11 protein-coding genes are annotated in these 13,037 nt (G+C 64.5%); 6 read left to right on the top strand and 5 right to left on the bottom strand.

The window, feature by feature from the left end; all coding sequences use genetic code 11:
- Positions 1-164 precede the first annotated feature (164 nt).
- The 5 genes from IVA81_RS00300 to IVA81_RS00280 are packed head-to-tail and all read left to right on the top strand — an operon-like array spanning position 165 to position 5,788.
- Positions 165-1,955, top strand: a complete 1,791-nt coding sequence (locus tag IVA81_RS00300; protein ID WP_247310558.1) for a peptide ABC transporter substrate-binding protein — start codon at positions 165-167, stop codon at positions 1,953-1,955.
- A 30-nt stretch (positions 1,956-1,985) separates the two neighbouring features.
- Complete coding sequence (locus tag IVA81_RS00295; protein ID WP_247310555.1) at positions 1,986-2,945, top strand: ABC transporter permease; 960 nt, start codon at positions 1,986-1,988, stop codon at positions 2,943-2,945.
- Positions 2,911-3,828 (top strand): ABC transporter permease, encoded by a 918-nt coding sequence (locus tag IVA81_RS00290; RefSeq protein WP_247310552.1) that lies wholly within the window; start codon positions 2,911-2,913, stop codon positions 3,826-3,828. Before IVA81_RS00295 ends, IVA81_RS00290 begins: the two co-directional genes overlap by 35 nt.
- Positions 3,828-4,823, top strand: a complete 996-nt coding sequence (locus IVA81_RS00285; RefSeq protein WP_247310550.1) for an ABC transporter ATP-binding protein — start codon at positions 3,828-3,830, stop codon at positions 4,821-4,823. Before IVA81_RS00290 ends, IVA81_RS00285 begins: the two co-directional genes overlap by 1 nt.
- Positions 4,820-5,788, top strand: coding sequence for a dipeptide ABC transporter ATP-binding protein (locus IVA81_RS00280; protein WP_247310546.1), 969 nt, complete (start codon positions 4,820-4,822; stop codon positions 5,786-5,788). Before IVA81_RS00285 ends, IVA81_RS00280 begins: the two co-directional genes overlap by 4 nt.
- 18 nt (positions 5,789-5,806) lie before the next feature.
- On the opposite strand, the gene IVA81_RS00275 is transcribed toward IVA81_RS00280, so the two are convergent.
- A complete protein-coding gene (locus IVA81_RS00275; RefSeq protein ID WP_247310544.1) occupies positions 5,807-7,711 on the bottom strand; it encodes a sensor domain-containing diguanylate cyclase in 1,905 nt (634 codons plus the stop codon).
- Positions 7,712-7,890: 179 nt separating this feature from the next.
- Positions 7,891-8,112, bottom strand: coding sequence for a dodecin (locus IVA81_RS00270; protein ID WP_247310541.1), 222 nt, complete (start codon positions 8,110-8,112; stop codon positions 7,891-7,893).
- A 252-nt stretch (positions 8,113-8,364) separates the two neighbouring features.
- On the opposite strand from IVA81_RS00270, the gene IVA81_RS00265 reads away from it, so the two are divergent.
- Positions 8,365-9,396 (top strand): glycoside hydrolase family 16 protein, encoded by a 1,032-nt coding sequence (locus IVA81_RS00265; RefSeq protein ID WP_247310538.1) that lies wholly within the window; start codon positions 8,365-8,367, stop codon positions 9,394-9,396.
- Here the strand turns inward: IVA81_RS00265 and IVA81_RS00260 are convergent.
- From IVA81_RS00260 to IVA81_RS00250, 3 genes are all read right to left on the bottom strand, one after another.
- Positions 9,363-9,920, bottom strand: a complete 558-nt coding sequence (locus IVA81_RS00260) for an HNH endonuclease (RefSeq protein WP_247310535.1) — start codon at positions 9,918-9,920, stop codon at positions 9,363-9,365. The genes IVA81_RS00265 and IVA81_RS00260 overlap by 34 nt on opposite strands.
- Before the next feature lie 213 nt (positions 9,921-10,133).
- Entirely contained in the window at positions 10,134-11,111 is a 978-nt protein-coding gene (locus IVA81_RS00255; protein WP_247310530.1) for a peptidyl-alpha-hydroxyglycine alpha-amidating lyase family protein, read from the bottom strand.
- A gap of 44 nt (positions 11,112-11,155) precedes the next feature.
- Entirely contained in the window at positions 11,156-12,919 is a 1,764-nt protein-coding gene (locus IVA81_RS00250) for an NAD(P)/FAD-dependent oxidoreductase (protein ID WP_247310527.1), read from the bottom strand.
- Between the last annotated feature and the right edge of the window lie 118 nt (positions 12,920-13,037).

Here is a 13,037-nt window from a genome sequence, read left to right as displayed (position 1 = left end):
GCTGCAGAACGCAGTTTTGCCCAACAGACGGCCAGAAGACCGTTTGCATACACACGGTCGCAGTTGACGCGCCCCCCATTCGGTGTGCCATCTACTGCCAGCCAAATGGGCAGCCACGTTTCGCGGCCGCCCTCATCACTATGGGAACCAGACGGGGGACAACCATGCTGGATAAAGAACTGCGTTCGATGATCGGCAAAGTGAAGGATGGGCGGATGGATCGCCGCGCCTTCATCAAGCGTCTGGCTGCCGTCGGTCTCACCGCACCCCTGGCCAACCAGATCCTCGCGCTCGGCGGCGTCGCCATGGCCGAGGGCGCCTCGACCTACAAGCCGACCAAGCGTGGCGGCGGCGGTGCGCTGAAGCTGTTGTGGTGGCAGGGACCGACCTTGCTCAATCCGCACTTCGCCACCGGCACCAAGGACCAGGACGGCTCGCGCCTGTTCTACGAACCGCTCGCCTGCTGGGATCCGGACGGCAATATGAAGCTGGTTCTGGCGTCGGAAATTCCCTCGACCCAGAACGGCCTGCTTGCCGCCGACGGCAAGTCGGTGACGTGGAAGCTGAAGCCCGGCGTGAAGTGGCATGACGGCAAGCCGTTTACGGCCGACGACGTCGTCTTTACCTGGGATTACATCAGGGATCCGGCGACCGCCGCCGTCACTGTCGCAACCTACCGCGACATCACGGTCGAGAAGGTAGATGACCTCACGGTCCGCCTCACCTTCAAGAAGCCGACGCCGTTCTGGGCCGACGCCTTCGTCGGTGCAACCGGACAGATTCTGCCCAAGCATCTGTTCGCCGAGTACAAGGGCTCCAAGTCCCGCGAAGCGCCGAACAATCTCGCGCCGGTCGGCACCGGCCCCTACAAATTCCTCGAGTTCAAGCCCGGCGACCTGATCCGCGGCGAGATCAACAAAGACTATCACATGCCGAACCGACCCTATTTCGACACGCTCGAGATGAAGGGCGGAGGCGACGCGGTCTCGGCCGCACGCGCGGTGATTCAGACCGGCGAGTATGATTTCGGCTGGAACATCCAGGTCGAGGACGACGTCCTGCTGCGCCTGGAGAAGGGCGGCAAGGGCAAGACCATCTATGCCGTGGGCGGCGATACCGAGTTCATCGCGCTCAATTTCACCGATCCAAACACCGAGGTCGACGGCGAACGCTCCTCGATGAAGACCAAGCATCCGCTCTTCTCCGACCCTGCCGTGCGCAAGGCGATGTCGTTGCTGGTCGATCGCGATTCCATCAAGAAGGCCATCTACGGCCGTGCCGGCCGCACCACCGCGAACTTCCTCAACGGCCCCGAAAAGTTCGTCTCCAAGAACACCTCGTGGGAATTCAGCGTCGAGAAGGCCTCGAAGATCCTCGACGATGCCGGCTGGAAGCCCGGTGCGGACGGCATCCGCGAGAAGGACGGCAAGAAGCTGAAGCTCCTGTACCAAACCGCGATCAACGGCCCGCGCCAGAAGACCCAGGCGATCGTCAAGCAGGCCTGTCAGAAGGCCGGCATCGACGTCGAGCTGAAGTCGGTCGTGGCATCGGTGTTCTTCTCGTCGGACGTCGCCAATCCCGACACCTATGCGAAGTTCTATGCCGACATCGAGATGTTCCAGATCCCGATGAGCCAGCCGGATCCGGCCCAGCACATGCGCCGCTATCATTCGAGCAACGTGGCGACGAAGGAGAACAAGTGGCAGGGCACCAACTTCCCCCGCTACGTCAACAAGGAGTATGACGCGACGATCGACGCGGCTGACGGCGAGATGGATCCGGTCAAGCGCGCCGCGCTCTACGTCAAGGCAAACGACCTGCTGTTCCAGGACACCGTGTTCATTCCGGCGCAGCACCGGCTCAAGGTGGAGGCGGCCTCGAACACGCTGCGGCCGGTCATCTCCGGCTGGGCCAACGAGACCGACAATCTGTTCGACTGGTACCGCGAGGAATGATTCCCCAACTCTAGACGGGGTCCTTCCCTCATGAGCCAATACGTCCTGCGTCGACTGATGATCGCGATTCCGAGCTTGCTCGGAATCTCGGTCGTGCTGTTCGTCGTGCTCGCGCTCGCGCCCGGCGATCCGTTCTCCGAACTGGCGACCAACCCGAACGTCCCGCCCGAAGTGCAGGCCGCGCTTCGGGCCAAGTTCGGCCTCGACGATCCGATCCACCTCCGCTACCTGCATTGGCTCAACGCCATGCTGCACGGCGACTGGGGCTTCTCCTTCGTCAGCCGGATGGACGTCGACACGCTGATTCTCCAGCGCCTGCCGGCCACGCTCTATGTGATCGGCTCGGCGCAGATCCTGGCCCTGCTGATCGCGATCCCGGTCGGCGTCTATGCCGCGACCAAGCCGTACTCGCTGTTCGACCAGATCGCCAACACGCTCGCCTTCGTCGGCTTCTCGCTGCCGACCTTCTTCACCGGCATCCTGTTCATCCTGATCTTCTCGGTCACGCTGGACTGGCTGCCGTTCGTCTATACCACCGACATCAAGGGCACCGGCATCCGCTGGGTGCTGGAGATGATCCGTCAGGCGATCATGCCGGTGGCGGTGCTCGGCCTGTTCCAGGCGGCGTCGATGACGCGTTTCGTGCGCTCGGCGATGCTGGATGTGATCCGGCTCGATTACGTCACCACGGCGCGCGCCAAGGGCCTCGGCCAGGCGAGGGTCATCGTCAAGCACGTGATGCGCAACGCCATGATCCCGGTCGTGACGCTGATCGCGTTGCAAATGCCCGCCGTGTTCGGCGGCGCCATCGTCACCGAGCAGATCTTCCGCATCCCCGGTATCGGCTCGCTGCTGATCTCTTCGATCCTGTCCAACGACACGCCGGTGGTGATGGCCGTGACCTTCGTCTTCGCGTGCCTGGTCGTGCTGTTCAATCTCATCGCGGACGTTCTCTATGGCTGGCTTGACCCTCGCATCTCCCTCCGCTGAGCGGCGCGTCTACTCGCCCTGGCGCGAGACGTGGCGGCGCTATAGCCGCCACAAGCTCGCCGTCGTCAGCGCCTTCCTGCTCCTCATTCTGGTGCTCGCCGTCGTTCTCGGGCCCTTCGTGTGGCGCATCAAGATCAACGAGATCGACATCGTCGCGGGCCTGCAAGGACCCTCACTCGCCCATCCCTTCGGCACCGATGATCTCGGCCAGGACATTCTGGCGCGCATGATCTATGGCGGCCGCATCTCGCTTGCGGTCGGCCTCGCCGCGATGCTGGTCTCCGTCTTCATCGGCACGCTGATCGGCGCGCTCGCCGGCATGTCGCGCGGTGCGCTCGGGCACGGCCTGATGTGGCTCACCGACCTGTTCCTGTCGCTGCCGCAACTGCCGCTGCTGCTGCTGCTGATCTATCTGTTCCGCGACGGGCTGAAGCAGGTATTTGGTCCCGAAGGCGGCATCTTCATCCTGATCGTGCTGGTGATCGGGGGTCTGCGCTGGATGCCGGTGGCGCGGCTCGTGCGCGCGCAGTTCCTGTCGATCCGCGAGAAGGAGTTCGTCGAGGCCGCGCGGGCGCTCGGCGCCAGCCCGGTGCGGCAGGTGGTGCGGCATATCCTGCCCAATGCGCTCGGCCCGGTCATCATCGCCGGCACCATCGACGTTGCCGCCGCGATCATCGCGGAATCGACGCTGTCGTTCCTCGGCCTCGGTTTCCCGCCGGATACGCCGACCTGGGGGCGCCTGCTGTATGACGCCAAGGACTTTCTCGACATCGGCCCGCATTGGGCGCTGTTTCCGGGCGGCGCGATCTTCATCGCGGTGGTCGCCATCAACTTCATCGGCGACGGCCTGCGTGACGCGCTCGATGCGCGACGGGTGATCTGATGGCGCCGCTGCTCGAGATCAAGGGACTGAAAACCCACTTCTCCACCGACGACGGCATCCTCCAGGCCGTCGACGGCGTCGACATCTCCATCAACCGGGGCGAGACGCTCTGCGTCGTCGGCGAATCCGGCTGCGGCAAGACCGTGACCGCGATGTCGATCCTGAAGCTGATCGCGATGCCGCCGGGTCGGATCGCGGCGGGGCAGATCCTCTTCGAGGGCCGCGATCTCGTGCCGCTGACCAGCAATCAGCTCGACGAGATCAGGGCCAAGGAGATCGGCTTCATCTTCCAGGAGCCGATGACCTCGCTCAACCCGGTGCTCACCATCGGCGAGCAGATTGCCGAGAGCCTGCGCCGCCACGAGGCGGTGACGAAGAAGCAGGCGCTCGATCGCACCATCGAGATGCTGAAGCTGGTGCAGATCCCCAACGCCGAAGGCCGCGTGCACAATTATCCGCACCAGTTCTCCGGCGGCATGCGCCAGCGCGTGATGATCGCGATGGCGCTGGCCTGCAAGCCGAAGCTGATCATCGCCGACGAGCCCACCACCGCGCTCGATGTCACCATCCAGGCGCAGATCCTCGACCTGCTCCAGGACATGAAGGAGCGCTTCGGCATGGCGGTGATGCTGATCACCCATGCCATGGGCGTGGTCGCCGAGACCGCGCAGCGCGTCGTCGTGATGTATGCCGGCAAGGTGGTGGAGGAGGCGCCGGTCGACGAGCTGTTCGGCAATCCCCGCCATCCCTATACGCAAGGGTTGATCCGCTCGATCCCGCGCATCGACCTCGACAGCGAGCACAAGACGCGGCTGGAGGCGATCGGCGGCTCAGTGCCGATCCTGATCAATCCGCCGGTCGGCTGCCGCTTTGCGCCGCGCTGCAAATTCGCCATGAACGTCTGCACCGAGAAGGAGCCGCTGCTGCGCGAGGTTTCGCCTGGCCATCGCATGGCCTGTCATCTCGGCGATCCAAACCTGGGAGCCGCGTCATGAGCGAACCCTTGCTCCGCGTGAGCGGCCTGAAAAAACATTTCCCCGTGCTCGGCGGCCTGCTGTCGCGCCAGGTCGGCACAGTCTATGCGGTCGACGGCGTGTCGTTCTCGGTCAACCGCGGCGAGACGCTCGGTCTCGTCGGCGAATCCGGTTGCGGCAAGTCGACCACGGGACGTTGCGTGCTGCGCCTGATCGAGCCGACCGACGGCGAGGTCACCTTCGACGGCCAGGACGTACGCCAGCTCGGCGGCAATGATCTGCGCGCGATGCGGCGGAACATGCAGCTGGTGTTCCAGGACCCGTTCGCCTCGCTCAATCCGCGCATGACGGTCGGTGCCATCCTCGGCGAGGCCTTCACCATCCACAATCTCGCCTCCTCCGCGAAAGAGCGCGAAGAGCGCGTCGCGAGCCTGCTGGTCAAGGTTGGGCTCAAGGCCGAGCACATGCGGCGCTATCCGCATGAATTCTCCGGCGGCCAGCGCCAGCGCATCGTGATCGCGCGCGCGCTCGCGGTCGAGCCGAAGCTGATCGTCTGCGACGAGCCGGTCTCGGCGCTCGACGTGTCGATCCAGGCCCAGGTGATCAACCTGCTGGAAGACCTCCAGGCCGAGCTGAACCTCACTTATCTGTTCGTCGCGCACGACCTCTCCGTGGTCGAGCACATCTCCGACCGCGTCGCGGTGATGTATCTCGGCCGCATCGTCGAGCTCGCCAAGGCCAGCGATCTCTACCGCAACCCGCAGCATCCCTATACCAGGGCGTTGCTGTCGGCGGTGCCGGTGCCCGATCCAAAACTCAAGCGCGAGCGCATCCGCCTCAAGGGCGACGTGCCGAGCCCGATGAAGCCGCCATCGGGCTGCCACTTCCACACCCGCTGTCCCATCGCCCAGCCGCGCTGCGCGGAAAGTGCGCCGGAGCTGAGGGAAGGAGCGGGCGGACACTTCGTCTCGTGCCATCTGGCGTGAGGGCCGTCACCGATCTCCTCACGCACTCTTCGCGGGCCAAGGTATGACCTGTCCCGACATCACCAGCCGATCACGGCCACCATCCTTGGCGGCGTAGAGGGCGCGATCGGCGGCGGCGACCAGCGTGCTGCAGTCCATCGTGGTCTCGGTCGGAACAGCCGATGCGCCGCCGAGGCTCGCAGTCACCAGCCGGGACGGCGGATTTTGTCCATGCAGCATGGCGAGCTCCTGCAGTGCCTGGCGAATTCCCTCGCCGACCTCGGCGCAGCCGTCAGGACCGGTGTTCGGCAACAAGACGGCGAATTCCTCGCCGCCATAGCGCGCGGCGAGGTCGGCCGGGCGCCTGGCCTGAGCCGATAGAATCCGGCCGAGCGCGCGCAGGCAGGCGTCACCCGCCAGATGTCCGTAATGGTCGTTGAACTTCTTGAAATGATCGACATCGATCAGCAGCAGCGAGAGCTGCGTGCCGTCGCGCCGGGCCCGCGCCCATTCGTCGGCCAGCCGCTCGTCGAATGCGCGCCGGTTGGCAAGGCCCGTGAGGCCGTCGGTCGTTGCCAGTGAGGCAAGCTTGTCCTGAAGGTCCTTCTGCTCGGTTATGTCGCGCACGACCGCAACGACGCCGTCGATCGCGCCGCTGTCCGACGCCAGGGTCACGTGCAGCGCCGCCTCGGCCCAGATCTCGCCCTTGTCGCGATGACGCTGGCGATAGACGAACCGCGCCTCCTCGGCTTCGCCATTCTTCAGCGCGGCGATGGCTTGCTCGACCCGCTCCATGTCGTCCGCGTGAATGCCGGCCAGAGCCGAGGTGCCAAGCAGTTCTTCGGCCGACCAGCCGGTGATGCGTGCGCAGGAGGGAGAGACGTAGAGCAGCCGGTTATCCAGCCCGATGCGGGTCACCATGTCGCTGGATTGCTCGGCCAGCAGGCGGAAATTGGCTTCCTTGGCGACGAGGGCCTGTGCCGTGCGTTGCCGCTGCAGCAACTGACGGACGAGATAGTAGCCGATCACCGCGATCAGCAGGACGAGACCAAGGACGAAGGTCATGCGCGCGGTTGCCGCGCGCCGCCAGGAGGCCAGCACGTCGTCCTGCGACTTGCTCGCCAGCACCATCAGGGGATAGCGGCTGCTGCGCTGGTAATAGCTCAGCCGCTGCACGCCATCGAGCGGCGACTTGAAATAGTAGACCGCCGCGGCGGGGCGGCTTTGCCACCCCTTGAACAAGGGCGCATTGGACAGGTCGCGCCCGACGAAGGCGCCGCTCTCGTCACGGCTGCGCGCCAGCATGATGCCGCTGTTGTTGAGCAGCGATGCCGAGCCGTTCGGGCCGATGTCGAACCGCTCGTAGAACTTGACAAAATAGCTGACGTCGATCGTGAGCAGCACAACGCCGGCGAAGCCGCCGTCGGAATCGTTGATCCGGCGAGACGCGGTGATGATCCATTGGCCTCCGGCGCGGCTTTTGATCGGAGGTCCGATCAGCGTGCCCGGGTCCGGCGAGTCGCGATGGCGCCGGAAATATTCGCGGTCGCTGTTGTTGAGCTTGGAGAAGTCGAGGCGCTCGGTCGTGGCAAGCCACCGGCCGCTCGCGTCATAGACGAAGATGCCGCGGATGCGGTCCGATGATTTGCGCGTGGGGAGATAGGCCTGGAGCTTTGCGATCGTGTCCGGTCCCGTTCCGTCGATTTCGAGCCGATGGACCAGCCCGACCAGGAGCGTGTCGACGAGCTCGAACGTGTCGTCCGCATGCTGGACCAGGGAATGCGCCACATTGGCGACGTCGACTTCGGCGTTCCTGAGGTCGGCCTCGCGCGCTACCCATTCGCGCCAGGCACTCAGGCCCAGGATCGCCACGCAGATCAGCACGACAAACCCTGCCGCCCAGAGCGGAAGACGCGTCTTGCCGAGTTCGCGGCTCGTGACCATCAGGCTTGCTCCAAATCGGTGCAAACCTCTCACTTTCACCTTAACGGCCTGTTGCAATATTTGCGATGATTGCGCGGGGTCCGTACTCGACCGGAGACGATTGTGGGTATTACAATCCGCTCATCGGGCGGATGTTCACCCCGCGCCGCGCGCGGCGGTTCCGCCCGGCGTCCGCCGCGTCATCCCTCCAGCGTGAAGCCGACGCGCAGCGTCACTTGATAGTGGCGGACGGTGCCGTTCTCGATGTGGCCGCGCGTCTGCACCACCTCGAACCATTTCATCTCGCGAACGGTCTTGGCGGCGCGGCTGACCGCGTTCTTGATCGCGTCCTCGATCGAGGCCTCGGACGACCCGACCAGTTCCAGGATCTTGTAGACGTGATCATGTTCGGCTGTGGGCATGATGGCCCTCCCTCGGTTGCACCGTGGCACGCCTTGCCGCGTGCGCTCTGATCTGAACGAGCGCCAGTCCTCCGGGTTCCCTCCCATGATGGCCCGCATGCATCGGGGGAGGTCGAGCGTGCCGTCCCGAGGCAGAGGGGAGGCGAGAGAAATGGTTTTCAGATCGCCCGCTGGCGCTGGATGCCGGCGGTTGCCGGCGCGACGACGGCTGAGCTAACCTCTGCGCATGTCATGGCATCTTCGAGTGCGGTGATGATCGACCGTTGGATGAGCGGCACTCTGGTTGCGATCGGCCTCGGCGTGCTGCCGGCGCCTTGTATGGCGCAGGATGAGCTCGATGGCGCGCCGGCCAGCATGGCGCTGCAGGTCACGGCCGATCCTTCCACCATCGCGTGCCGCCGGCTGGAGACGGTCAATCCGACCTCGCTCGTGTTCCTGCCGCTGCGCCGGACTTTCAGCGAGGATTTTGACGAGCATCCGCTGTCGAACGGACGCTGGGTCCCGCATTATGCGGGCGGAGCGGCCTGGCCGGAGGCGCGCTATTGGGGCGGCGACGGCTCCGACTTCAAACGCAAGACCAGCGCCAATGGCGAGCAGCAGATCTATGTCGATCCGCGTTATGCGGGTCGTGCGGCGGCGCCGCTCGGGCTCGATCCGTTCAGGGTAAAGGACGGCGTGCTGTCGATCATCGCCAGCCGCACGCCGCCGGAATTGAAACCGGTGCTGTTCGACAACGAGTACATCTCGGGCATCCTGACGACCCAGGGCACGTTCGCCCAGAAGCACGGCTATTTCGAAATCCGCGCCAAGGTGCCGGTCGGCCATGCGGTCTGGCCGGCGTTCTGGATGCTGGCGGACGATGGCGGCTGGCCGCCGGAGGTCGACGTGCTGGAAGGCCGCGGCGGGCGGCCGGGCGATCTCGTGATGACGACGCATTGGCGGATCCCGTCGACCCAGAAGATCCAGTCCTGCGGCTTCGATTTCGCGGTCGGCGACGCCTCGAACGTATTCCACAATTACGGTGTGCTCTGGCAGGAGGATCGCCTGGTCTATTTCATCGATCGCAGGCCGGTCTCCGACATCAAGGTGCCGATCGGCTTCGACGATCCCATGTACATGATCGTCAATCTCGCGATCGGGTCGAAATTCTTTCTCGGCGTCGGTGCCGTCGACGCGGAATCGCCGCCGAGCGTCGCATTCGAGATCGATCGGATCTCCGCCTATCAGATCGATCTGGAGCAGGCACAACCTTACGGATCCAGCTCCGTATCCCAGTACAGATAGTCGAGCCAGCTATCGTGCAGATAGTTCGGCGGGAACAGGCGGCCGTTGCGGTGGAGCTGATGCACGGTCGGCGCGAACGCGCTCTGGCGCGGAAACATCCTGGCTTGTGCCGGCGTCAGATTGCCCTTGCGAAGATTACACGGCGAGCACGCCGCGACCACGTTCTCCCAAGTGGTCTGGCCGCCTTTGCTGCGCGGGATGATGTGATCGAAGGTCAGGTCTTCGGGCGAGCCGCAATATTGGCAATTGAAGCGGTCGCGGAGGAAGACGTTGAAACGGGTGAAGGCGGGATGGGTGGTCGGCTTGACGAAGGATTTGAGCGAGACGACGCTCGGCAGCTGCATTTGCAGCGTGGGGCTGTGAACCGCCTGATCGTAGTGAGCGACGATGTTGACGCGGTCGAGGAACACCGCCTTGATCGCGTCCTGCCACGACCAAAGAGACAGCGGGTAGTAACTCAGCGGCCGGAAGTCCGCATTCAGCACCAACACCGGCCAACTGCCTTGCGAGACATGTGCGTTCAAGTAACGCTCCCGGCCTCCAATATACGCTGCGAAGCAGCATGTACTGACATACTACATGCAGCGTGACGGGATTGTGAAGCCCGTTGAGCGACTTATTCAGGCGCAAGCAATGCGGCGGCGGGGTGGCAAAGCGCTCAAAAAGCCGCGATCCCAAGGGCCAACCTGGCTGGTCCGGAACCGCCTGCCCCTGTGCGTCGTGATTTGCCGTGGCAGCTACTCCCGTACCCGCTCCAGCTTCTGCAAGCAGCGCGTGGCGCGCACCGCGGCCGGTATCTCCTCGTCGGAAAAGCTCGTCTTCCAGTCGGTGACGCCGACCTCGCCGACATAGATGTCGCCTTTCGAATCCAGCGCGATGCCGTGGGGTGCCAGGAATTTTCCGCTGGCAATGCCCGGGCCCTCCTCGCCGCCGAGCCGCGCGATGCGCTTGCCGCTGGCGTCAACGATCGACAGCCGCGGGCCGAGATTGGGCACCTTGCGGTTGACGGCCATGCCCGGGCCGAGCTCGCCGATCACGAAGGTCGGGCTGTTAGCCCCGCCGCAGCAGCACAGCGCACAGGGCCGGTGCAAATTGTTCCACTGCGTCTCGTATTTGCCCTCGCCATTGAACACCTGGACGCGATGGTTCTCGCGGTCGGCGACGTAGACCCAGCCGTCGGCATCGGTGGCGATGTTGTGCACGATGTTGAACTGGCCGGGGTCGGTGCCCGGTTCGCCCCAGCTCATCATCAGCTTGCCGTCGGGGGTGAACTTGTGCACGCGCGCATTGCCGTAGCCGTCGGAGACGTAGATCTCGCCCTTCGGCGACAGCGCGGTATGGGTGCAGCGATGGAACGGATCGCCGCTCATGAACGGCGCCGGCTTCTCGGGGATGCCGATCGTCAGCAGCACCTTGCCGTCGGTGGTGCATTTGCGCACGGTATGGTCGCCGTCATCGGTGCAATAGAGATTGTCGTCGGCATCGATATGCAGGCCGTGCGCGCGCGAGAACAGCCCTTCGCCGAAGCTGCGCAGGAAATTGCCCTGGCGGTCTAACACCACCATCGGATGGGCGCCGCGGTTGAAGACGTAGATCTGGTCGCGGCTGTCGACCGCGACCGAGGCGACGTCGGTGAGCTGCCAGCCGTCCGGCAGCTTGGCGAAATTGTCGACGACGCGGTAGCGGTGCTCGCCGGTGCCGAGAATGGCTGGCATTGGTTGGAATCTCCTTCCGTCATTCCGGGGTGCGACGGCTGTATTTACGTCTGCTCCAAAATCCCTTCCTCGATCGCCTTGATCTGGAGCGCGAGATATTTCGAGTTGATGCGGCACTGCGCGAGGCTGCCGGCGATGAACCAGAGCCCGGGCTGCCCGGTACGCGCATACATGTTGCGCAGCTCGAGGCCGTCGCCAAAACCCCAGATCGGGCCGACGCGGTCGGCGATGCCATCACCGAACAGTCTTCGCACCAGATAGTCCTGCGGCTTGTAGCCGGTCGAGAGCACGATGAGATCGGCGGCGATGGTCGAGCCGTCCTTCATCCGCGCGCCGTCGGTGACAAAGCCCTCGATGTCGGAAAACTGCCTGAGCCCGATCTTGCCCTCGACGATCAGGTTGGAGCAGCCGACGTTAAAATAATAGCCGCCGCCGCGCGTGAGGTATTTGAATTGCCACCCCGTCCCGGCCTCGCCGAAGTCTAGCTTGAAGCCGACGCGAGAGAGGCCCTCGAGCAGCTCCTTGTCGAGCTCCTTGGACTGCTCGGTCAGCATCACGTGGGTTTTCTTCGCGAGCGGCGTCGGCATCGAGGCCGCGATCAGATCATTGTCCTCGAGCGTGCCGTCATTGTAGATCGCATAAGCGAGTTGCGCCGATGGCTCGATATTGGTGACCAGCGTGGCTGCGCGCTGCACCAGCGTCACCTCGGCGCCGCTGGAATAGAGATCCTGCGCTATGTCGTGACCGCTGTTGCCGGTGCCGATGACGATCGCGCGCTTGCCTGTCCAGCTCTCGCCGTCCTCGTAGCGGCTGGAATGCATCAGCGTACCCCCGAAATTGGCGAGCGTCGGAATGTCAGGCATGTTGGCGATGCCGCTGACGCCGGTCGCCATGATGACGTGGCGGGGATGCATGGTCCGCCTGCTGCCGTCGGCGCGGCGCAGGGTGACCGTCCAGCGTCCCTTGGCCTCGTCATAGGCGCCGCCCTCGAGCTCGGTGCCGGTCCAGAAGTTCAGCTCCATTGTCTCGACGTAAGACTCGAACCAGTTGGCGAGCTTGTCCTTGGGAATATAGGTCGGCCAGTTCGGCGGAAACGGCATGTAGGGGAGGTGATTGACCTGCACCTGGTTGTGCAGCGTCAGCGCATGATAGCGCTTGCGCCAATTGTCGCCGATCCGCATCTCGCGATCGACGATCAGCGCGTCGACCTGCAACTGCTTCAGCCGCGCTGCGATCGCGAGCCCGGCCTGGCCGCCGCCGACCACCAGCACGGCCGGATCGCGTTTCGCATAGTCGCGCGAGGCGTTGCGCAAATCGAGCCAGTTCGGCCCGCGGAAATCGCGCGAATAGGCCTGCCCGCGCGGGCGCGACATGCCGAGCTGCTCTTCGAAACCCTTGAGCTCGTCGAGAGCGGTCAGCAGCGTCCACGCCTTCAGACGATCGCCATCAGCGCTATCCGGAATGAGCCTGACGATGCCGCTGCCGCGCCCGATTGCGGTTTCGAAATTGAAGATCGCTTCGATGGTGTTGGTGCCGGCGCGGCTCACCCAGCGCGGCGGCGCGCGGTTGGGCGCGATCTTGAAATCGGCGGGCGCCGCCTTGGGCGCGAGCGTGGCCAGCGCTTGCGCAATCGTCTGGCGGCCGGCGATCGTCTGCAGGTTCCAGCTCAGCGCCAGCACGTCGCGCCAGAAGCTGTCGGCGAGGAACAGGCGGTCCAGCGTGGCGGGATCGGGCCTGCCCAATATGCGCTCGAACGCGTCGAGCCAGCCTTGCGCGGCGACGGAAATATCCTTCGTCCTGTCCAGCATGCGCGACCTCGTGGCCGTCTTCGCGGCGTTTCCTCGCGAGCATGATCCGGAAACTGTACGGCGGCTTTCCGAAGAGATCACGCTCCAATCATGGAGGTCGAGGCTATCTGGTTTCCTT

The sequence above is a fragment of the Bradyrhizobium sp. 141 genome, from assembly GCF_023074055.1.
Lineage (GTDB): Bacteria > Pseudomonadota > Alphaproteobacteria > Rhizobiales > Xanthobacteraceae > Bradyrhizobium.
This window is presented reverse-complemented; position numbering and strand designations above follow the sequence as displayed.